We start from the raw sequence: 20,393 nt of genomic DNA, 5'->3' as shown, positions 1-20,393 counted from the left end.
TTGGGTCGCCGCGACCGGCGGCAGCGTTCAATGCCTTGCGCCCTGGTCCATCTTGTTGCGCGCTTCACCAGCAAGGCGGACCAGCATCTTGCGCAGCGACGTGCCGTCCGTCACCCGCTCGGGAAAATCGAGCCGTAGCGCGGCCTGATCGAGCTGCATGTCGAGGCCTTCCGGATCGCAGCCGGTGCAGCGCCAGTCGCCCGCGGCCGCGCCTAGCAGCTGCGTCGCATAGAGGTTCATGGCGTCGCGGTGGTCGGCATTCATGTGCTCCACGGCCCCCTCCTCTGCCGCCAGCAGGTCCTCTGCGCCGGTGAGGTCCGTGAGGAACTGCTCGGGCTTGAGATCGACGATCCGGCCGAAGCCGGCAACCAGATGGGTTCCCGTGGGCCGGATACGGTAAAAGGAGAAATCCTTAAACGAAACAAAGCCTGCCGCCGACGGATGGGCATTGAGATACCGCCGCTGCAGCAGGTCATTGTCGGCCTCGGCCTGCTCCGCCCGGCCGGACAGCATGATCCGCGCCCCTTCCAGGGGATCGCCGGCAGCCCGCTCGTCCAGCATCAGGGAGACCCGGCTGTCCGCCAGGATGTTCCTGGTGTGCACGGCAAGGCCCGAGATCAGCAGGATCGGCGAGCCGTCCGGATGGCTGGCCAGATTGACCAGGGAACAATAGGGATCACCGCTGCCGACCATCAGGGTGGCCAAGGCCCCCTGCCGCGAGCGCCTCAGCAGCGATTTGGCGAGCTTTCCGGGGTCGAAATCGTCGGTCGGTTGCATCGGCTTTCTCAGGTCAGGTGGTTGCAAGGGGGGCCTTTTTTCGGGTAAACGGGGACCAGATTATGGGTCGAGACGCGGCGAATCTGCCGTGTCTCGTGGAACTTGGTCACACTTCAGCCCAGCTTGCATTGCTCGGTAACCAAGTTTGAACGCCACTTCGGCACCCATTGTATGCGGCGCATCACTGGATTGCTCGCCGTTTCAAGCCACGACCCAAACGGAAAGCAGAAAGCAGAGGCTCATGCCCACAATCGCTTTGGTCGACGACGACCGCAACATTCTCACATCCGTCTCGATCGCGCTGGAAGCCGAAGGCTACCGCATCATGACCTACACCGACGGAGCCTCCGCGCTTGACGGTTTCCGCACCACCCAACCCGACCTCGCCATCCTCGACATCAAGATGCCGCGCATGGACGGCATGGAGACGCTGCGCCGCCTCCGGCAGAAGTCCGACCTGCCGGTGATCTTCCTGACCTCCAAGGACGAGGAGATCGACGAACTGTTCGGCCTCAAGATGGGCGCCGACGACTTCATCCGCAAACCGTTCTCGCAACGCCTGCTGGTCGAGCGCGTCAAGGCCGTGCTGCGCCGCTCGGCACCGAAGGACCCAACGGTCGCACCGAAGGAGAACGACGCCAAGGCACTCGACCGCGGCCTTCTGCGCATGGATCCGGAACGGCATACCTGCACCTGGAAGAACGAGCCGGTGACGCTCACCGTCACCGAATTCCTGATCCTGCAGGCGCTGGCGACCCGCCCCGGCGTGGTGAAGAGCCGCAACGCGCTGATGGACGCCGCCTATGACGATCAGGTCTATGTCGACGACCGCACCATCGACAGCCACATCAAGCGGCTGCGCAAGAAGTTCAAGGTGGTCGACAACGAGTTCGAGATGATCGAGACGCTCTACGGCGTCGGCTACCGTTTCAAGGAAGCCTGAGGCGGCAGGCAGCTTCACGAACGACTGAGAGCATCGCCGGTTCTGATTCCATCGGCACCGGGGTCGCTCTAGGATGTGGGGACCTTCTCAACGCCGTCCTAACGCGGGCGTAAGCATTGCTCGACCGAACGCAGCCCGATCCGAACCAGAGCGCCGGGGATTTCGCATCCGACGGCGTTCAGGAGCCAATTGCCGAAGGCAAGCCGCAAGGCTTCCGGCCGCTGAACTGGCTGACGCGCGCCGGGCAGTTCTTCTTCGCGCTGTCCTTCTCGAGCCTGACCCGCCGCATCGTCTCGCTCAACCTCGCCGGCCTCGTCGCGCTGGTCGCGAGCATCCTTTACCTCTCGCAGTTCCGCGCCGGCCTGATCGACGCGCGGGCGCAGAGCCTTTTGGTGCAGGCCGAGATCATCGCCGGCGCGATCGCGGCCTCTGCCACCGTGCAGACCAACGCCATCACCATCGATCCCGACCGGCTGCTCGACCTCAAGCCGGGCGAGACTTATGGCGGCTCGGACGAATATTCACCGCTCGACTTTCCGATCAATCCGGAACGCGTGGCGCCGGTGCTGCGCACGCTGATCTCGCCGACGAAGACCCGCGCCCGCATCTACGATCCGAACGGCAGCCTGCTGGTCGACAGCCGCAATCTCGAGAACGTGCTGCGCTACAATTTGCCGCCGCCTGCAGAGAAGCCCGGCATCGTCGAGCGCGGCATGGTCGCGGTGCGCACTTGGCTGAACCGCGGTGACCTGCCGCTCTATCGCGAGCTCGGGCCCGAGAACGGCAATGGTTATGCGGAGGTTAGCGACTCCCTCCAGGGCCAGAAGCGCTCGATGGTGCGGGTCAATGCGCGCGGCGAGGTGATTGTCTCGGTGGCGGTCCCCGTGCTGCGCTCGCGCGCCATCCACGGTGCCCTGATGCTGTCGACGCAGGGCGACGACATCGACCAGATGGTCACTGCCGAGCGCCTCGCCATCCTCAAGGTCGGCGGCGTCGCGGCCGCCGTGATGATCATGCTGTCGCTTTTGCTGGCCAGCACGATCGCAGGTCCCGTGCGCCGGCTCGCCGACAGCGCCGAGCGCGTCCGCCGCCGCATCAAGGCCCGCATCGAGATCCCCGATTTCACCCGCCGGCGCGACGAGATCGGCCACCTCTCGGGCGCGCTGCGCGACATGACCAGCGCGCTCTACAGCCGTATCGAGGCGATTGAGATGTTCGCCGCCGATGTCGCCCACGAGCTGAAGAACCCGCTGACCTCGCTTCGCTCCGCGGTCGAGACGTTGCCGCTGGCGCGCAACGAGACCAGCCGTGCACGCCTGCTCGAGGTGATCGAGCACGACGTCAAACGGCTCGACCGTCTCATCTCCGACATCTCCGACGCCAGCCGCCTCGATGCCGAATTGCAGCGTCAGGACGCGATCCCGGTCGACCTGCGCCGCCTGCTGACGACGCTGGTGTCCGTTGCCAACGAGACCAAGCTCGGCCATGACGTCGCGGTCGAGACCCGCTTCGAGGGCCGCGGCCCGACCGATACCTTCGCCGTGAGCGGCCACGATTCTCGGCTCGGACAGGTCGTCTCCAACCTGCTCTCCAACGCGCAATCGTTTTCCGAGCGCGGCAGCAAGGTGCGCCTCAGCTGCCGCCGCGTGCGCGGCGAGATCGAGATCGTGGTCGATGACGACGGTCCCGGCATTCGCGACGACGCGCTGGAGCGCATCTTCGAGCGCTTCTACACCGACCGTCCGCATCAAGGCTTCGGCCAAAACTCCGGCCTCGGCCTGTCGATATCCAAGCAGATCGTCGATGCGCATGGCGGACGCATCTGGGCTGAGAACCGTGTTGGCCCGCCGGACCATGAGGGCGTGCCGACGGTGGCGGGCGCACGCTTCGTGGTGAGGCTGCCGGCGCTATGAGTGACGGCGGCCCCAGCGTGCACGCCTCCGCGGTCAGGGTCGGACAAAGAGCGGTGCTGATCCGCGGTCCCTCGGGCTCCGGCAAGTCGCGCCTTGCCTTCGATCTGATCATGGCAGGGCGATCAGGCGTGGTTGAAAGAGCCGTTCTGGTCGGCGACGACCGTGTCCATCTGGCGACACTCGGCAATGAAATTGAGGTCCGGCCCGCCCCTCGCCTGGCTGGCCTGATCGAGATCCGGGGCTTGGGAATCCGCCGGTGCGAGTTCGTGGAGCATGCGACCGTCGGTCTCCTGGTCGATCTGGACGCAACGGACGCGGAACGGCTGCCTGCGGCAGAAGCGCTAAAAACCAGCATTTTAGGTGTCGAGTTACCGCGTATTCCGATCAGCCGCGACTATTCGCCCCTCCCGCTGGTTGTCGCGGCCTTGACCACTACCAAGAGTTAACCTTCTGCTAAGCCCTCAGGCGATTGTTTGAAGGGAAATGGTAACCATATGAACCCCACTATCGCGACCGAATAGACCGGCGCAGCTCCCCTTATCCTTCCGTCTAGATTCAGGGAGATACGCAACATCCCCCCTTGCGCGGGGGCTCTGGATGGTCAAAGTGGCGCGTTCGTGCGGTGCACCAAAAGCGCCCGCGAGGAGTTTTCCGATGATTGGTCTAGTACTTGTGACCCACGGGCGCCTTGCCGACGAATTCAAGGCAGCGCTTGAGCATGTCATGGGCCCACAAAAGCAAATCGAAGCGATCACGATCGGCGCCGAGGATGATTCCGATCTCTGCCGTAGCGACATCATCGAGGCGGTTAACCGCGTCGATTCCGGCGACGGCGTTGCGATCCTCACCGACATGTTCGGCGGCACGCCGTCGAACCTCGCAATATCCTGCATGAGCCGGCCCAAGGTCGAAGTGCTCGCAGGCATCAATCTGCCCATGCTGGTGAAGCTTGCCAAGGTGCGCGAGGAGCGTCCGCTGCCCGACGCGATCGCGATGGCGCAGGAAGCCGGCCGCAAATACGTCACCATTGCCAGCCGCGTGCTCGCCGGCAAATGAGCGACGACGCGCCACAAGCGGGGACAGGCGTGCCCGCGGGCGCGATCTCCAAGGAGCTTCTGATCATCAACAAGCGCGGCCTGCATGCGCGCGCCTCGGCGAAATTCGTCCAGGCGGTCGAGCGCTTCAACGCGCAAGTGTGGGTGACGCGCGGCGGCGAGACCGTCGGCGGCACCTCGATCATGGGCCTGATGATGCTCGCGGCCGGTCCCGGCACCACGATCACGGTCGCGGCCGCCGGCGAAGAAGCGGAAGCCGCGCTCGCGGCGATCACCGAACTCGTTGAAAGCAAGTTCAACGAGGAAGGGGTTTAGGTTCTCTCTCGCAAGATGGTGGGCACGGCGCTTCACGCCTTTGCCCACCCTACCGCACCCTTCTACTTCGCTGGCCCTGCGATGTAGACGTTCCAGGTCATCGCCGGACCGGCCTTGCCGTGGGTGAATCGGCGCGTGGTCATCACGATGCGCTCGGCATTCGGCGCGATCTCCGACACCCATTTCTCGAAGGCGGGCAGGCGGCCGTCGGTCGGATCGAACACGCCGATGAAGCCATATCTCTTGACGTCCTCGAGCGAGGTCAGCCCGGAATTCCAGGGCTCGAGCGGCAAGAACGCGGCGGGATGATCCGGGCTGTAGAACACCATCGGCTGGATCGATTCCATGGTGCCGGCGACGATGGCCCAGCGCGAGGCAAAGCGGGTGTGCCAGGCCTGCGTCAGCTCGCGCGCCAGCTCCGAGCGCGCGCCGTAGGTCGCGGTGTTGCCGGTATTGGCCGCCATCTCGCGCGCGGCGATCCAGGGCGAGGCGGCGAGCGTCGCGGCGCTGATCACGAGCCAGATCGCGGCGATGTTGAACAGCACGGCGCTCTGCACCCGCAATGCGGGGATTGCGACCAGCGCCAGGGGCACCAGGAAGAACAGCGAGATGCCCCAATCGGTCTTCATGTAGATGCTGAACAGCAGCGCGCCGAGCGGGGGACCGACCGCGACGATGACCTGGATGATCCAGACGTTCAGCGCCTGCGAGAGGTTGACGCCCGGATTGCCTCCGCGCGCCCAGGCCCGCGTGACGATGCGCAGCGGCGCGCGCAGCAGCAGGGTGAACCAATGCGGCACCAGCGCCATCGCCAGCGCGGCGAGCGCCACCGGCAGCGCCAGCAGCGCGACATTGTGCAGGACATAGCCGGCGACGAGCCGATGCATCAGGTCCGCGTCCTGCAGGCTGTAGGTGTCGCCGGCATAGGTCAGCGGGACGAAATGCGCGTTCGCCAGCCAGACGATGTGCGGGATCATCGCCGCCGCCATCGTCGCGATCGCGACCCATGGCGCCGGCGACGACAGGAAACGCAATCGCTCCGGATGAATCAGCGCGGCAAGGCCGACGGCGCCGATCATGGTCAGCACCCAATATTTGGTCATCAGCGCCAGCGCGCCGGCGAGCCCGAGCAAGATGCCGGATTGCCAGCTCCGCTTCGCGAACGCGTTGAGATAAGCGAGCACGAGCAGCGGCAAGGTGACGAGCTGGAGCAGATCCGGGTTGTACTTGAAGCCCTTGAAATTGAAGATCGGGTAGAGCGCGATCATCACGACGACGAGGAACGCGCGCCGCGCATCGACCACGCGCAAGGCGACCAGCCAGCAGATCACCATGCCCAGACTCACCGTCGCCATGGCCAGCGCATAGGTCGCCCAATCCGTCGCCGGGAACATCTTGAACCAGACGCCGGCGATCCAGCCCGACAGCGGCGGATGCTTGCCATAGCCCCAGAGGAATTTCTGGCCCCAGCCATAGGCCTCTGCGACGTCCATATGAACGTCCTGCGCTGCCTTGAGATTGATCAGGATGAAGGTCCAGAGCACGCCATGCAGGATGGCGAGCTGGATCACCAGCCACAGGCGCGCTTCCGGCCGGGTCGCGCAGGCAACCAGCCAGGCCCGGAAGCGGGCATAGCTCAACCGGGTCTTCGCGCGCGTTCTGGCAGAGGGGATCGAAGTCGTCGACATGGCAGGTTGCCTAGCGCGTTTTGGCCCGTCATGGAATCAGCTTGGCGTGAACAAAGCCCCTGAAAATACAGCAATATGGTTGCCGCACGGGGATGTGAGTGGTATCCCGCGCCCATGACGACCGTCCCCATTTCCAACATCCGCAATTTCTCCATCGTCGCCCATATCGACCATGGCAAATCGACGCTGGCCGACCGCCTGATCCAGATGACCGGCGGCCTGTCCGACCGCGAGATGGCGGGCAAGGAGCAGGTGCTCGATTCCATGGACATCGAGCGCGAGCGCGGCATCACCATCAAAGCGCAGACGGTGCGCCTCGCCTACCGCGCCAAGGACGGCAAGGACTACGTCTTCAACCTCATGGACACGCCCGGCCATGTCGACTTCGCCTACGAAGTCTCGCGGTCTCTGGCGGCGTGCGAGGGTTCCCTCTTGGTGGTCGACGCCAGCCAGGGCGTCGAAGCGCAGACGCTCGCCAACGTCTATCAGGCGCTCGACAACAATCACGAGATCGTCCCGGTCCTGAACAAGGTCGACCTTCCCGCGGCCGAGCCGGAGAAGATCAAGCAGCAGATCGAGGACGTCATCGGCATCGACGCCTCAGACGCGGTGATGATCTCGGCCAAGACCGGCCTCGGTGTGCCCGACGTGCTGGAAGCCATCGTCACCCGCCTGCCGCCGCCGAAGGGCGACCGCGACGCGACGCTGAAGGCGCTGCTGGTCGACAGCTGGTACGACGTCTATCTCGGCGTCGTCGTGCTCATTCGCGTCGTCGACGGCGTCATGAAGAAGGGCAGCCGCGTGCGCATGATGGGCACGGGCGCAGCCTATGACGTCGAGCGCGTCGGCTTCTTCACGCCGAAGATGCAGCAGGTCGACGAGCTCGGCCCCGGCGAGATCGGCTTCATCACCGCCGCGATCAAGGAAGTCGCCGACACCCGCGTCGGCGACACCATCACCGACGACAGGAAGCCGGTCGCGGACATGCTGCCGGGCTTCAAGCCGGCGATCCCTGTGGTGTTCTGCGGCCTGTTCCCGGTCGATGCCGACGACTTCGAGACGCTGCGCGCCGCGATGGGCAAGCTGCGTCTCAACGACGCCAGCTTCTCCTTCGAGATGGAAACCTCGGCCGCGCTCGGCTTCGGCTTCCGCTGCGGCTTCCTCGGCCTGCTCCACCTCGAGATCATCCAGGAGCGGCTGTCGCGCGAATTCGATCTCAATTTGATCGCGACCGCGCCGAGCGTCATCTACAAGATGAATCTCACCGACGGCACCGAGCTCGAGATCCACAACCCCGTCGACATGCCCGACGTGGTCAAGATCGCCGAGATCGACGAGCCCTGGATCGAGGCGACGATCCTCACGCCCGACGAATATCTCGGCAGCGTGCTCAAGCTGTGCCAGGACCGCCGCGGCGCGCAGAAGGAGCTCACCTATGTGGGCTCCCGCGCGATGGTGAAATACGATTTGCCGCTGAACGAAGTGGTGTTCGACTTCTACGACCGCCTGAAATCGGTGTCGAAAGGCTACGCTTCGTTCGACTATCATCTCACCGACTACAAGCCGGCCGACCTCGTCAAGATGCAGATCCTGGTCAATGCCGAGCCGGTCGACGCGCTCTCGATGCTGGTCCATCGCACCCGCGCGGAAGGGCGCGGCCGTGCCATGGTCGAGAAGATGAAGGAGCTGATCCCGCCGCACATGTTCCAGATCCCGATCCAGGCGGCGATCGGCGGCAAGGTGATCGCCCGCGAGACGGTGCGCGCCCTGCGCAAGGACGTAACCGCAAAATGCTACGGCGGCGACATCACGCGTAAACGAAAACTTCTGGAGAAGCAGAAGGAAGGCAAGAAGAAGATGCGGCAGTTCGGCAAGGTCGACATCCCGCAGGAAGCTTTCATCGCCGCGCTGAAGGTGGATAGCTGAGCGGATCAGAACCGCTACCGAATATCTCGTCCCTCCTGCGCGGCCGAAGCCGCCGCTTCGGCGAGGCGAACGCCCAGGCATTCGCATTCCTGCTGCCGCCACGAAAACCGGTATGACGACCAACGTCTCGAAACAACCCCATGCACAGTAGCCATGGTCTTGTTTGCATTCGATATTTTTGATTTACCGAAATTGGCTTGACCGCCGGGCAAAACAGTGGCATGATGTCACCATCGCAGCCCTCGGGAATCTCTGAGAACCGTACGAATTGCACGACCTGAGCGCGTGCCTCGTCCTTCGAGACGACCGCGCACTCGATCCTCGTCTTGAGGTGCGTGGAAGTCAGATCCGACTGGTCTTCCCCCGAATGGCCATCGACCGTTTCAGGACCTGCTCGGCATCGGCATAGCGGCCTTGATACTTGTAGAGACCGGCGAGGTTTTCCAGAACGCCGGCGAGATCCGGATGGTTGGGGCCGAGGGTTTTCTCGAAAGTGGCCGCCGACCGCTTGAACAGCCGCTCGGCCTCCGCGTTACGGCCCTGACGCCCGTAGAGCGCAGCCAGATTGTTCTGTGCCTGCGCGATGTCGGGATGATCCGGGCCGAACGCCTTCTCGGTCACCGCCATCGACCGCCTCAGCAGGCGCTCGGCATCGGCATAGCGATGGCGATTGATATAGGCGTCGGCCAAATTGTTCATCAACACCGTGGCTTCGGGATCGTCGGGACCGAGCGCCTTCTGCAGCACGGCAAGGCCTCGCTTGAATAGCGGTATGGCCTGATCGTACCGGCCCTGATGGCTGTAGACCGCGCCGAGGTTGCTCAACGCCATCACGATCGACGCATCATTGGGGCCGACCGTCTTCTCGCTGATGGCGATCGAGCGCTTGAGGAGCGGCTCCGCTTCTGCGTGACGCTCTTCCGCGCGATAGAGATCGCCCAGATTGTTCAGCACCATGGCGACTTCCGGATGGTTCGAACCGAGCGTCCGCTCCCGGATCGCCAGCGCGCGCTTGTAGAGCGGCTCGGCCACCGCGTATTGGCCGAGATTGTAGTGGATCGTGCCGAGGTCGTTCAGCGGCATCGCGAGGGCCGCATCATCAGGGCCGAACTCCTTCTCGCGCAGCACCAGCGATTTCTGAGCCAATGGCAGCGCTTCGGTATATTTGCCGGCCCGATAAAGCTGCTTCATCTGCAGCATGAGGGCATCTGCCTCGTCATGTGCGGCATGGGACGGCGCGCCGAGCGAAAAGCTCAAGGCGAGCGCGGTGACCGCGACGCAAATCGATGCTTTCAGGGCCTTCATCACGCGTTCCTTCGTCGCGGTCTCACCGACATACGCGACGTTGGTGCATCTCGAAGACGGTCTGGTTCAAAGCACTCCCCCGCGCCGCCCCCCGGCAGAGGCACGATAAAGATCGAGGACTTGCCCGCCGCCAAGTCTCTGATCCAGGCGTGCTGCCGACGACGGCTCGCTCGGTATCTGGCCCGTGATCTACGTCGGATGGCTTAGGAGCACGTGCTATAGTCTGACCATCGCACGGCAGTTTCGAGCGAGGTCAGATGAGACGGCGCGCATTCATCGGGCTGGTGGCGGGCGCAATCGGCTGGCCGCTCATCGCACGCACCCAGCAGTCCTCCGCAACGCCGCGCGTCGTCCAGTTGGGACCGGTCGAAATCCCCGCGCAGATCGCTGGAACCAAGAGGCTGCTTGCTGAGCTTGGTTATGTTGAGGGGCGGATTCGACTCGAGTTTCGTCACGCGGCCGGAGATGCCGACGCGCTACCGGCGCTCGCGCAGGAGATCGTGCGGGATGGACGGGTTGACGTGATCATCGCCATCAGCACACCCGCCGCCCTCGCGGCCTACAAGGCAACGCGGACCATTCCGATCGTCACCCTTGCTGCCGTCGACCCTGTCGCGTCCGGATTGGCCGACAGCCTCGCCCGCCCAGGCCGCAACGTGACCGGCATCGCGGTTTTCTCGGAGGAAACCACTGTAAAGCGGGTCGAGCTCATGCGGGAGATCCTGCCCCAGGCCGTCCGCCTCGGGACTGTCACGACAAAGGTGTCGAGCGGTGCACAGAGTCTCACGCCGGTCCTGGAGGCCGGCCGCAAGCTCGGCTTCGAGGTCGAAGCAATCAACATCGATGATCCCGCCAGCATCGGGACAATCCTGAGCCCGGACAACCTCGCCCGATTTGACGGTCTTGTTTTCGTTCCTGACGTCGTGCTCAGCGCCCACCTGGGCGAAGTCGTCAGGCTGGTGAATCTGAGCAAGAAGCCTGCGATCTTTGCTTCACCGGACTGGGTCGCGAACGGCGCTTTCATGTCGTTCGGCCCTGACTTTGCAGACGCAGGGCGCCGCTTGATTGCGCAGGTTGATCGCGTTCTACGGGGCGCAAAGCCGGGCGATCTGCCTTTCGAACGACCCACCAAGTTCGACCTCAGGATCAATCTCCGCATCGCCAAGGCCCTGGGCCTCGACCTGCCTGCAACCGTCGTCGCCCGCGCCGACGAAGTGATTGAATAGCGTGCAGGATTTGCCCGCGATCGACCGCCATTGCCCTCGTCCGGTAAGCCATCATCCCTGATGCGCACCATCAACAAAACAAAAAGCGCGAAGAAACGCATGAAAGGGATCGGGCGTGAGTCAGCACGCCCGATCCCTGATCGATCAGGGCTTCTGCTTCGTCTCGACGTAGCGCGCGAAATTGTCGAGGATCGCCTGCCAGCCGGCTTGCTGCTGCTCCACCGAGTGCGTCGTTTCGCCATCGAAGGCGACGCGGACGACGACGCCATTCGCGCTGGGCACGAACTCGACCTCGGCTTTTCGATCGCCGAACGCGTATTCGATCCGCTTGTGTTCGATGATCTTGGTGTAGGTGCCGGCGAAGTCGAAGCCCATGCTGCCGTCCTTGGCTTCCATCCGCGACGAGAAGGCGCCGCCTTCCCGCAGGTCGACCGTCGCCTTGGTCGTATGCCAGTCGTCGGACGCCGCATTCCACGTCACGATGTCGGCAGGCGTCGTATAGGCCTGCCAGACCCGATCGATGGGGGCTGCGACGCTGGTTTCGACGGTGATCCTCATGGGCATTGCTCCAGTTCAATTCTTGCGGTCGAGGCGACGAGATTGCTTCCCGTGTGCCGGGCCATCCGCGGCGGTTCCGGGATTGTAAGCCAAGGACGATCGAACTCCGTCCGCGCCGACATGGTCGTCATGAATATCTGTGAATCAAGCCGCCGTCAGGTCGTCATTGCCCGAGTTGTTGAATCACGGCGGACCACAATGCGAGCGGCTCCCTCAGGCTTCCCGGCTCAAACGGCTTTTGGCGCACGGCGGTGTGCACCATGACGAGCTTGGAGGCCGGATCGACCAGGATGACCTGACCGCGAATGCCGAGCAGGGCAAATCTGCGCTGCTCGCCCGGAAGGATCCACACCTGATAGCCGTAACCGAAATAGGGTGTGGCGACGCGCGGAGCAAGATGACCATCGGCCGGCCTGACGGTGGTGGCATCCAACAGCCATTGCCGGGGGATTAACTGACGGCCTTCCCAGACGCCGTCGTTTGCGAGCAAGCGGGCCAGGCGCGCATAGTCGCGCAAGGTTGCGTTGAAGCAGCAAAAGGCAATCTCTTGCCCGCTGCCGTCAATCGCCCACGACGCATCCGCCTCGGTGCCGATCGCGCCCCAGATCCGGTCGTGGAGATAGTCGGCAAGTGGAATGGCCGTGGCCGAGCGCAGCACCAGGCCGAGTATCTCGGTTTCGACGCTTGCATAGTGCCACCTGGTCCCCGGCGGTGCGGTTCTGTTGTTGAATTGCGCGACGATGGCCGCGGGGTCTTTCGGCTCACCACCGAACAGCGCCCGCCCGAGCCGGGCGATATCGTCCTTCCCGTCATAGACTTCCGAGAATTCAACGCCCGAGGACATGTTCAGCAAGGCGCGGATGGATGTGCTTCCATACTCCCTTCCTGCAAGGCCGGGGACGTAGGTCGAGACGGCATCGTCGATCGACTTGATCTGCCCTTCCGAGACCGCGATCCCGACCAGCATGGCCACCAGCGTCTTCGCCATGGATTGCGAGAGAAAGCGGTCGCGGTCGGTCCGCGCATATTGATAGTGCTCGTACAGGATGGTGTCGTCCCTGGCGATCAGGAGCCCCGTCACCGGGTTGCGCTTGAGATAGTCCGCGATGCTCAGCCGTTCGTTGTTGAAGCTGTAGGCGATCGATGGCTCTGGTGCGCGCTTGAACTGCCAGGGCGCCGCCGCGCGGCGAACCGTGCGCGAGGGGTAGATGTCGCCGAAATGGCTGTAGACCCCGACGAGCTTGTCGAGCTGGGTGGCCGTGCCCCGCGTGCCGACCGGATAGCCCTCAGCCGCGCCGTAGAGTTCGGCATCGGGGCCACTCTCCGAAAAGACCGGGCCCGGCTCGCGCGATGAGCTTTGGCCGTCCTGTGCGTAGGCCAGGGATGCCGAGACCGCGGCGGCGAAAATGACGGGAAGCAAAAGGCTGCGGCGATTGAGCGGCCTGCAGAGCGCGTCCCACTTCATTGACTTTGCCTCCTCACACATTGCTGTGTGTGCGCGCATGAGAACAACCTCGCAGGGCGGGGACCGAAGGCATGCTATCACCGCGGGCAGGCAATGTCAGCGTCCCGTTGCAGTCCGCCTTGCCCTCTCGCAGAAGTTAGGCCACCATCTCTGCTGCGCAGCATCAACAAAACCAAAAGCGCGAGGAAACGCATGAGCAAGCCGTCAGGCTTCGACTATGGCTGGGTTGTTGTCGCCGCGGGCGCGCTGATGACCTGTGTCGGGTTCGGCACGATGCTGTCCCTTGCGGTGTTCCTGCAGCCGATCTCGGAAGCGATGGGCTGGTCGCGCGCCGGCGTGTCCGCCGCGGCGACGCTGGATTTCCTCTGCATGGGCGTGGCCGCGTTCCTCTGGGGCGCACTGTCGGACCGTTTCGGCACGCGCATCGTGGTGCTCGCGGGAAGCTTGCTGCTGGGGCTTGGTCTGGTCACCGCCAGCCAGGCCGCAACCCTGTGGCAATTCCAGCTTTGCTTCGGCGTGCTGATCGGCATCGCCGCCGGCAGCTTCTACGCCCCGATGATGGCGCTCGCGAGCGCCTGGATCGAGAAGAACCGCAGCCTTGCGGTGGCGCTGGTCTCGGCCGGGATGGGCGTCTCGCCGGTGACGGTCGCACCGACCGCCAGCTGGCTGATTACGGCCTATGACTGGCGCACCGCGATGCTGGTGATCGGCATCGTGTCATGGGCGCTGCTGATCCCCGCCTGTTTCCTGGTGCGTCCGGCGCCGGCAACTGCCGGCCCGTCCACCGCGAACGCCTCGCTCGAGGTCGAGCTGACCGCGGCGCAGGCACTGCGCACGCCGCAATTCATCGCGCTCGCAGCGGCGCATTTCGCCTGTTGCGCCGCGCATTCCGGCCCGATCTTCCACATGGTGTCCTATGCGATGGTCTGCGGCATCGCCCCGCTCACGGCGGTGACGGTTTATAGTGTCGCCGGCGTCTCGGGCCTCGGCGGCCGCCTGCTGCTGGGCGCGCTGGCCGATCGCATCGGTGCAAAGCGCGTGCTGGTCGGCGGCCTCCTCGTACAGGCGATGTGCATCGCGACCTATCTCGCGGTCGCGCAGCTCGGCGAGTTCTACGCGCTCTCGGTGGTGTTCGGTCTCGCCTATGGCGGAGTGATGCCGCTCTATGCGGTGCTGGTCCGCGAATTCTTCGGCGCGCGCATCATGGGTACCGTGTTCGGTGCGGTCTCAGCCTTTGCCAGCCTCGGCATGGCGCTCGGGCCGTGGGCCGGCGGGCTCGTGTTCGACAGCTTCCAGCAATACACATGGCTGCATGTCGGCTCCTTTGCGATCGGGCTTGCGGCGGTCGCGGTAGCGCTGAGCTTTCCGACGAAGCGCAGGCAACCGCTCGATCTTGGTCGCGCTGTGGCGTGACGGGGCAACCTTCGCAGCGGATCGCAATGCGACGCGAAGCCCCGATCGTCGAGACGCGATCGATGCTAGAATTGGCCGGGTTGCGACCGATGGATCCTTTCGGGGTGCGATGAAATCGAATTGAGGCAACATCGCGCTCTTGGTTTTCGTTTTCGCACGATCTTTTTAGAAGACTGCTTCGCGCTTCTCCGGAACATGCCTTAGCTTGTTTTCCTGCTCGTCATCAAAACGTCGGCACAAGGCCGGCACGCTTGGACGCCTGGGCAAGGCCTGCGTCCGATTGCAGCAAGCGGAAAGTGACCGGAATCATGCATGGTGGGCAGACAAGAGGGGCCTTCAATCCGTCCAGGCCGGCGATGCAACCCGGGACCAGACAAGTCCCAATGCGCACGCCGCTCGTGCTTCTGCTGATATCCCTGAGCGTCATCGCCTCGGTATGGATCTGGCTGGGGACGCCTGTCCATCTGGTGCGCGCGCCGATCGATCCCAACGACAAGCTGCAATGCATTTCGTACGCCCCGTTCCGCAGCCATCAGACGTCGCTTTTGTCGACGACGCAGGTGACGCGAGAACAGATCGCGGAAGACCTCGCCCAGCTCGCGAAAGTGTCCGATTGCATCCGGACCTATGCGACCGATCTCGGCCTCGACCAGATCCCCGGCCTTGCGGCCGAGGCGGGGCTGAAGGTCATCCAGGGTATCTTTCTCGACAAGGACCAGGCGAAGAACCGGCTGCAGATAGCGACCGCGATCCGCCTCTCCCGGGAATATCCCAACACCATCATCGCGCTCGTGGTCGGCAACGAGACGCTGCTGCGGAAGGACATCACAGTCACCGACCTGATCGCCACGCTTCGCGCGGTCAAGACACAGGCCTCTGTCCCCGTCACCTATGCCGATGTCTGGGAGTTCTGGCTCAGCAATAGCGAACTTCGTGACACCGTCGATTTCGTCACGATCCACATCCTGCCCTATTGGGAGAACGAGCCGGTCCGCGCGGAGCTTGCCGCCGCTCACGTCGGTGAGATTCGCCGCCGGGTGGCAGCGGCCTTTCCGGGCAAGGAAATCCTGATCGGGGAAATCGGCTGGCCGAGCGAGGGACGGATGCGCGAGGTGGCGCTTCCCTCCCGCGTCAACCAAGCTCGGGTTGTCTCGGAGATCCTCGACCTTGCGCGGCGCGAGAAGTTTCGCGTCAATGTGTTCGAGGCCTATGATGAGTCGTGGAAGCGTGAAATCGAGGGCACCGTCGGTGGATCCTGGGGCCTGTTCGACTCGGTTCAGCGCACTCTTAAATATCCGGCCGGCATTCCGATCAGCAATTTCCCGTCGTGGAGATTGCAGATGGGCTGCGGACTGGCGCTGGCCATGCTGGTGTTCGGCGCGGCGTGGTTCACCTGGCGGCGCAGGCCCGACGATGCCGGACTGGCCGCGTGGATGGCCGTCGGACTATCCGCAACCACGGCCGGGCTCCTGCTTGGCGTGACAGCCCAAAGACTGGTCGAGGAAAGTTACGGCGTGGGCCTTTGGCTGTTGTGGGGCTCACTCCTGGCGGCGGCAACGGCTTCGCCGGTGTTCGGCGCGATCGCCCTGATGTCGGGGCGTCCCTCTCCCGGTTTCCTGGAATTGCTGGGGCCTGAGGGTTACCGGACAGACTCTCCGCTGACGACCGTGTACGGGCTGGTCTGGATCGTAATCGTCGTGATCGGCACCGCGACCGCGCTCGGCCTCGTGTTCGACCCGCGATTCATCGATTTTCCTTTTGCGCCTCTCACCATGGCGGCCATTCCCTTTGCAGCAACGACGCTGCTCAATCCCAACGGCAAGAACATCCACCCCCTGGCGGAATCGATATTTGCCGGAGTTTTCTCCATGGCCGCCATTTACGTGGCAATCAACGAAGGCCCGGCTAACTGGCAATCGCTGTGGACCTGTGCCGCCTATCTCCTGCTCGCGTTCACATTGTGGCGTGTGCGGGTCTGAGACTGCGCCGAGCGGCATTTCGTGTTGCTCTCGATCGGAGGATGGACCACCATCGCGTCTCTCACTGCTCACGATAGAATGAGCGAGGGACCGCAGATGATCGAGCCTTCCGGATCTGATCTCGCCGAACGCGCACGCGCCATCGCGCCGCTGATCGCGCGCGAGGCCGACGAGATCGAGCGGACGCGGCGGCTGACGCCTGATGTCGTCGATGCGCTGATCGTGAACGGGCTCTATCGCGCCCTCCTCCCGCAGAGGCTCGGCGGCGCTGAAGCCCCCATTGAAGTCTTCATGCACATGCTGGAGGAGATCGCGAAGGCGGATGCGTCCACGGCATGGTGCCTCGGCCAGTGCAGCGTCTGCGCGATGATCGCGGCTTCGCTCGATCCCGACACGGCCCGGGAGATCTTCAACACGCCGCCCGGCATTCTTTCTTGGGGCGCGATCGCGCATGAGGCGCACGCGGTCGCAGGCGGTTATCGCGTCACGGCGCGCTGGGATTTTGCCTCGGGATCGCGGCAGGCGAGCTGGCTCGGGGCGCATGTGCGGATCATCGGGGCGGACGGCGCGCCACGGAAGAATGCCGACGGGTCGCCGGAGGTGCGCACCATCCTGTTTCCAGTCGCGAGCGCGACATTGCACGACGTCTGGCAGGCGATCGGGCTCGCCGGCACCGGCACGGATAGTTACGAGGTGCACAATCTCTTCGTCCCCGAGCGCTTCACGGCATTTCGTGACGTGACATCGGCACTGCGCGAGACGGGGCCGCTCTACAGGATCGGCACCGGCGCGACCTTCTCCCTCGGCTTTGCCGCAGTGTCTCTGGGCGTGGCGCGTGCCACGCTGGACGCCGCGATCGCGCTGGCGCGTGGAAAACACCAATCGCTGGCAACCAGCGCGATGCGCGACAACGCGGCGGTGCAGGGACTGATCGGCCGCACCGAGGGCGACCTTCGCGCCGCCCGCGCCTACCTCTATGCGACCGCGCATGCGATGTGGCGCGATCTCTGCGCTACCGGCGAATTCAGCGCGGCACATCGCAGCGCGGTGCGCCTGGCTACGACCTGGACCATCCATCAATCGGTGCGGGTGGTCGACACGGCCTATCATATGGCGGGCGCGACCGCGGTGTTTCGCAGCAACCCGTTCGAGCGGCGGTTTCGCGACATGCACGCCATCGCCCAGCAGATCCAAGCGCGGGACTCACATTATGAGGATGTGGGGAAGAGCATTTTGGCGGGAGGCCGCTAGGCGACCGCCAGCGACGGTGCGCTCCCTCCCCCGCTTGCGGGGCGCGACGAGCTTCGCTCGCGCTGGGAGGGTCGGGGAGAGGGTGCCTCCGCATTGGGGTAATCCCCAGAGGAAACTCACCCGCGCCTTCGGCGCGACCTCTCCCGTAAGCGGGAGAGGTTAACGGAGAGAGCGGCGCGTCCCTTCGATTCGCAGGAGGTGAACGCTTACGCCACCAGCGCGGTGACCTCGCCATCGATGCCGCGCTGCGCCGCCAGCAGGGCAACGATCTCCGCATTCGGCCGGGCCTTGCTGAAGAGAAAGCCCTGGCCCTCGTCGCAGCCTTCGGTGCGGAGGCAGCTGAGTTCGGCTTCGGTCTCGACGCCTTCGGCCGTGATGGTGACGCCGAGGCCCTTGCCGAGGCTGACGATGGAGCGGATGATCGCCTGCGCCTCGCGGTTGGCGCCGAGATCGCGCACGAAGGACTGGTCGATCTTGATCTTGTCGAACGGGAAACTGCGCAGATAGCTGAGGCTGGAATAGCCGGTGCCGAAATCGTCCATGGAGATGCGCACGCCCAGCGCGCGCAGCGCATGCAGCGTCGCCAGCACCTGCGCGCTCTTCTCGAGCAGCAGCGTCTCGGTGATCTCCAGCTCGAGCCGCCGCGGCGACAGGCCGGAATGCTTCAGCGCGTCCGTGACCATCGAGAGCAGATTGCCGCTGCGGAACTGAAGCGGCGAGAGATTGACGGCGACGCGGACGCCGTCCGGCCAGGACGCGGCGTCGAGGCACGCCCGGCGCAGCATCAAGCCGCCGAGCGGGTTGATCAGGCCGGTGTCCTCGGCGACCGGGATGAACTCGGCCGGCGAGACCATGCCGCGCTCGGCATGCGGCCAGCGCACCAGCGCCTCGAAGCCGGTGATGCGGCCGCTCTGGAGGTCGATCAGCGGCTGGTAATAGGGACGCAGCACGTCGTTCTGAATCGCGTCGCGCAGCTCGACCTCGATCTTGCGGCGGCTCTGCGCTTTCGCATCCAGCGCGGCCTCGAAGAAGGCGAAGCTGCCGCGCGCGTCCGCTTTCGCGCGCGACAGCGCCATGCCGGCGCTCTTGAGCAGCTTCTCGGACTCGTCGCCGTCGCCCGGCGCCATGGCGATGCCGATCGAGGCGCCGATCACCACGGAATGGCCGTCGAGCAGATAGGGATCGGCGATGGCTTCGAGCAACCGCTTGGCCAGCATCACCGCGTCCTCCGGGCGCGTCAGCCCGCTCTGCAGCACCGCGAACTCGTCGGAATTGAGCCGCGCCAGCGCGTCTTCCTCGCGCAAGGTGGAGCGTAGCCGCTTGGCGACGCCGCGCAGCAGCTTGTCGCCGACGGTGTGTCCGAGCGTGTCGTTGACCGACTTGAAATTGTCGAGCCCGAGGATCAGCAGCGCGACCTTGTCGGTGCTGCGCCGCGTATGCAGCAGCATCTCGTCCATCTGCTGGCGCAGCAGATTGCGGTTGGGCAGGCCGGTCAGGGCATCGTGCTGGGCCATGAAGGCCAGCCGCGCCTCGGCGCGCTTGCGCTCGGTGATGTCCATCAGCGCGAGCAGCACCGCGGGCCGCTCGGCATAGGTCAATTCGCGCGAATAGATCGCAAGGTCGATCAATACGCCGTCGGCCTTGACGTGCTTCCAGGTGCGTCCCGCCTGCTCCTCGCCGGCGGAGCCGGCGGCCCAGGGCGGCTCGCTGTCGAAGGCCTGGAGGCTGCGGATCGTCAGCTTCTCGAACTCGGCGCGGCTATAGCCGTAATGCGCGATCGCGGCGTCGTTGACGCCGAGGATACGCTGGTCGTCCAGCGCGCAGACGATCATGGGAACGGGATTGCCGTCGAACAGCAGGCGGAACGAGGCCTCGCGCTGCTTCAGCTCGGTGATGTCGACACGCAGGCCGACGACGCCGCCATCGTCGGTCAGCCGCTCGTCGATCAAGATGACCCGGCCGTCGGCCAGCTTCTGCTCGTGGCGGGCGCCGGGCTGGTAGAGCTTTTGCAGCCGCTCGGCGATCCATTCGTCCTCGTTGCCGATGGCTTCGGGATAATCCCCGCGGGCGACGCCGATGCGGAGCGTGTCTTCGAGGCGTGCGCCCTCCTCGAACAGATCGGCGGTCTTGCTGTAGATCTCTGCGTATTTCTTGTTCCAGAGCACATAGCGGCCGTCGGCATCGAGAAACACGATGCCCTGCGGCAGGATGTCGATGGCCTGGCGCAGGCGCTCATGAGATTTGCGTGCTTCGGCGATCGCAGCCTCCGCCTCCGCGCGGCTGCGCAGAAGTTCATCGCGGTCGGCAGGCGGATGCGGCGCGCGTGCGAGCCGCGGCTTGCGCGGCTGTCGGCCGGCGCGGGCAAGCACGTTACGCTTTCGCTTTCCTGTCTTTCGAGACCCCAAACTCAAATTCACTCGTCCCAGTCGCGCCCGGCGGCCGCAAGCTTTGGGGCAAGTGTCTGAAAAAACAGTAATCCTGCCCGGCCGCGGCCCGCGCGTAGTGGTCCCTTGCTGCCCGTTTGCGAGGCGCGGGTACGTCGACGAAGGCCGCCAGCTTCATTCCGACGCTGCGGTGGA

General features: G+C 64.6%; 16 protein-coding genes. 10 read left to right on the top strand and 6 right to left on the bottom strand.

Annotation, left to right across the window (positions count from 1 at the left end):
• Positions 1 to 27 precede the first annotated feature (27 nt).
• Entirely contained in the window at positions 28 to 777 is a 750-nt protein-coding gene (locus BCCGELA001_RS03630) for a HugZ family pyridoxamine 5'-phosphate oxidase (RefSeq protein ID WP_008542554.1), read from the bottom strand.
• 241 nt (positions 778 to 1,018) lie between these two features.
• On the opposite strand from BCCGELA001_RS03630, the gene BCCGELA001_RS03625 reads away from it, so the two are divergent.
• The 5 genes from BCCGELA001_RS03625 (at position 1,019) to BCCGELA001_RS03605 (ending at position 5,003) form a co-directional block, all read left to right on the top strand.
• Positions 1,019 to 1,720, top strand: coding sequence for a response regulator transcription factor (locus BCCGELA001_RS03625; RefSeq protein WP_008542552.1), 702 nt, complete (start codon positions 1,019 to 1,021; stop codon positions 1,718 to 1,720).
• Between the two features lie 116 nt (positions 1,721 to 1,836).
• Positions 1,837 to 3,633, top strand: a complete 1,797-nt coding sequence (locus tag BCCGELA001_RS03620) for a sensor histidine kinase (protein ID WP_060734643.1) — start codon at positions 1,837 to 1,839, stop codon at positions 3,631 to 3,633.
• A gap of 53 nt (positions 3,634 to 3,686) precedes the next feature.
• Complete coding sequence (locus BCCGELA001_RS03615) at positions 3,687 to 4,079, top strand: HPr kinase/phosphorylase (RefSeq protein ID WP_236840816.1); 393 nt, start codon at positions 3,687 to 3,689, stop codon at positions 4,077 to 4,079.
• A 208-nt stretch (positions 4,080 to 4,287) separates the two neighbouring features.
• On the top strand, positions 4,288 to 4,689 hold the full coding sequence (locus BCCGELA001_RS03610; protein ID WP_007597752.1) for a PTS sugar transporter subunit IIA: 402 nt from the start codon (positions 4,288 to 4,290) through the stop codon (positions 4,687 to 4,689).
• On the top strand, positions 4,686 to 5,003 hold the full coding sequence (locus tag BCCGELA001_RS03605) for an HPr family phosphocarrier protein (RefSeq protein ID WP_008542539.1): 318 nt from the start codon (positions 4,686 to 4,688) through the stop codon (positions 5,001 to 5,003). The genes BCCGELA001_RS03610 and BCCGELA001_RS03605 overlap by 4 nt, the downstream gene beginning before the upstream one ends.
• A gap of 62 nt (positions 5,004 to 5,065) precedes the next feature.
• On the opposite strand, the gene BCCGELA001_RS03600 is transcribed toward BCCGELA001_RS03605, so the two are convergent.
• On the bottom strand, positions 5,066 to 6,691 hold the full coding sequence (locus tag BCCGELA001_RS03600; protein WP_060734642.1) for a glycosyltransferase family 39 protein: 1,626 nt from the start codon (positions 6,689 to 6,691) through the stop codon (positions 5,066 to 5,068).
• A 114-nt stretch (positions 6,692 to 6,805) separates the two neighbouring features.
• Here BCCGELA001_RS03600 and lepA point away from each other — a divergent pair, with 114 nt between their 5' ends.
• Complete coding sequence (lepA, locus tag BCCGELA001_RS03595; protein WP_060734641.1) at positions 6,806 to 8,617, top strand: translation elongation factor 4; 1,812 nt, start codon at positions 6,806 to 6,808, stop codon at positions 8,615 to 8,617.
• 342 nt (positions 8,618 to 8,959) lie between these two features.
• Here lepA and BCCGELA001_RS03590 read toward each other — a convergent pair whose 3' ends face one another.
• The gene (locus tag BCCGELA001_RS03590) at positions 8,960 to 9,922 is read right to left on the bottom strand and encodes a tetratricopeptide repeat protein (RefSeq protein WP_008542522.1); all 963 of its coding nucleotides are present in this window, start codon (positions 9,920 to 9,922) and stop codon (positions 8,960 to 8,962) included.
• A 257-nt stretch (positions 9,923 to 10,179) separates the two neighbouring features.
• Here BCCGELA001_RS03590 and BCCGELA001_RS03585 point away from each other — a divergent pair, with 257 nt between their 5' ends.
• On the top strand, positions 10,180 to 11,148 hold the full coding sequence (locus BCCGELA001_RS03585) for an ABC transporter substrate-binding protein (protein ID WP_060734640.1): 969 nt from the start codon (positions 10,180 to 10,182) through the stop codon (positions 11,146 to 11,148).
• 144 nt (positions 11,149 to 11,292) lie between these two features.
• On the opposite strand, the gene BCCGELA001_RS03580 is transcribed toward BCCGELA001_RS03585, so the two are convergent.
• Together BCCGELA001_RS03580 and BCCGELA001_RS03575 are read right to left on the bottom strand one after the other, a co-directional pair.
• On the bottom strand, positions 11,293 to 11,706 hold the full coding sequence (locus BCCGELA001_RS03580; protein WP_060737468.1) for an SRPBCC family protein: 414 nt from the start codon (positions 11,704 to 11,706) through the stop codon (positions 11,293 to 11,295).
• Positions 11,707 to 11,869: 163 nt separating this feature from the next.
• Positions 11,870 to 13,171 carry a serine hydrolase domain-containing protein gene (locus BCCGELA001_RS03575; RefSeq protein WP_008542518.1) on the bottom strand — a complete coding sequence of 434 codons (1,302 nt, stop codon included), beginning with the start codon at positions 13,169 to 13,171 and terminating at the stop codon, positions 11,870 to 11,872.
• Between the two features lie 192 nt (positions 13,172 to 13,363).
• On the opposite strand from BCCGELA001_RS03575, the gene BCCGELA001_RS03570 reads away from it, so the two are divergent.
• From BCCGELA001_RS03570 to BCCGELA001_RS03560, 3 genes are all read left to right on the top strand, one after another.
• On the top strand, positions 13,364 to 14,584 hold the full coding sequence (locus tag BCCGELA001_RS03570; protein WP_008542517.1) for an MFS transporter: 1,221 nt from the start codon (positions 13,364 to 13,366) through the stop codon (positions 14,582 to 14,584).
• A 383-nt stretch (positions 14,585 to 14,967) separates the two neighbouring features.
• A complete protein-coding gene (locus tag BCCGELA001_RS03565; RefSeq protein ID WP_060734639.1) occupies positions 14,968 to 16,563 on the top strand; it encodes a glycoside hydrolase family 17 protein in 1,596 nt (531 codons plus the stop codon).
• Between the two features lie 96 nt (positions 16,564 to 16,659).
• Entirely contained in the window at positions 16,660 to 17,814 is a 1,155-nt protein-coding gene (locus tag BCCGELA001_RS03560) for an acyl-CoA dehydrogenase family protein (RefSeq protein ID WP_060737467.1), read from the top strand.
• 206 nt (positions 17,815 to 18,020) lie between these two features.
• On the opposite strand, the gene BCCGELA001_RS03555 is transcribed toward BCCGELA001_RS03560, so the two are convergent.
• On the bottom strand, positions 18,021 to 20,183 hold the full coding sequence (locus BCCGELA001_RS03555) for an EAL domain-containing protein (protein ID WP_060734638.1): 2,163 nt from the start codon (positions 20,181 to 20,183) through the stop codon (positions 18,021 to 18,023).
• Between the last annotated feature and the right edge of the window lie 210 nt (positions 20,184 to 20,393).

Origin of the sequence: Bradyrhizobium sp. CCGE-LA001 (assembly GCF_000296215.2) — a bacterium.
Classification (GTDB): Bacteria; Pseudomonadota; Alphaproteobacteria; order Rhizobiales; family Xanthobacteraceae; genus Bradyrhizobium.
Note: the sequence above shows the minus strand (reverse complement) of the source record. Positions and strands in the feature narration are given on the sequence as shown.

Bases quoted from the DNA above. Each gene is read 5' to 3' on its own strand.
- BCCGELA001_RS03630 (WP_008542554.1), bottom strand. From the start codon at position 777: ATGCAACCGACCGACGATTTCGACCCCGGAAAGCTCGCCAAATCGCTG.
- BCCGELA001_RS03625 (WP_008542552.1), top strand. From the start codon at position 1,019: ATGCCCACAATCGCTTTGGTCGACGACGACCGCAACATTCTCACATCC.
- BCCGELA001_RS03610 (WP_007597752.1), top strand. From the start codon at position 4,288: ATGATTGGTCTAGTACTTGTGACCCACGGGCGCCTTGCCGACGAATTC.
- BCCGELA001_RS03605 (WP_008542539.1), top strand. From the start codon at position 4,686: ATGAGCGACGACGCGCCACAAGCGGGGACAGGCGTGCCCGCGGGCGCG.
- BCCGELA001_RS03600 (WP_060734642.1), bottom strand. From the start codon at position 6,691: ATGTCGACGACTTCGATCCCCTCTGCCAGAACGCGCGCGAAGACCCGG.
- lepA (WP_060734641.1), top strand. From the start codon at position 6,806: ATGACGACCGTCCCCATTTCCAACATCCGCAATTTCTCCATCGTCGCC.
- BCCGELA001_RS03590 (WP_008542522.1), bottom strand. From the start codon at position 9,922: ATGAAGGCCCTGAAAGCATCGATTTGCGTCGCGGTCACCGCGCTCGCC.
- BCCGELA001_RS03585 (WP_060734640.1), top strand. From the start codon at position 10,180: ATGAGACGGCGCGCATTCATCGGGCTGGTGGCGGGCGCAATCGGCTGG.
- BCCGELA001_RS03580 (WP_060737468.1), bottom strand. From the start codon at position 11,706: ATGAGGATCACCGTCGAAACCAGCGTCGCAGCCCCCATCGATCGGGTC.
- BCCGELA001_RS03575 (WP_008542518.1), bottom strand. From the start codon at position 13,171: ATGAAGTGGGACGCGCTCTGCAGGCCGCTCAATCGCCGCAGCCTTTTG.
- BCCGELA001_RS03570 (WP_008542517.1), top strand. From the start codon at position 13,364: ATGAGCAAGCCGTCAGGCTTCGACTATGGCTGGGTTGTTGTCGCCGCG.
- BCCGELA001_RS03565 (WP_060734639.1), top strand. From the start codon at position 14,968: ATGCGCACGCCGCTCGTGCTTCTGCTGATATCCCTGAGCGTCATCGCC.
- BCCGELA001_RS03560 (WP_060737467.1), top strand. From the start codon at position 16,660: ATGATCGAGCCTTCCGGATCTGATCTCGCCGAACGCGCACGCGCCATC.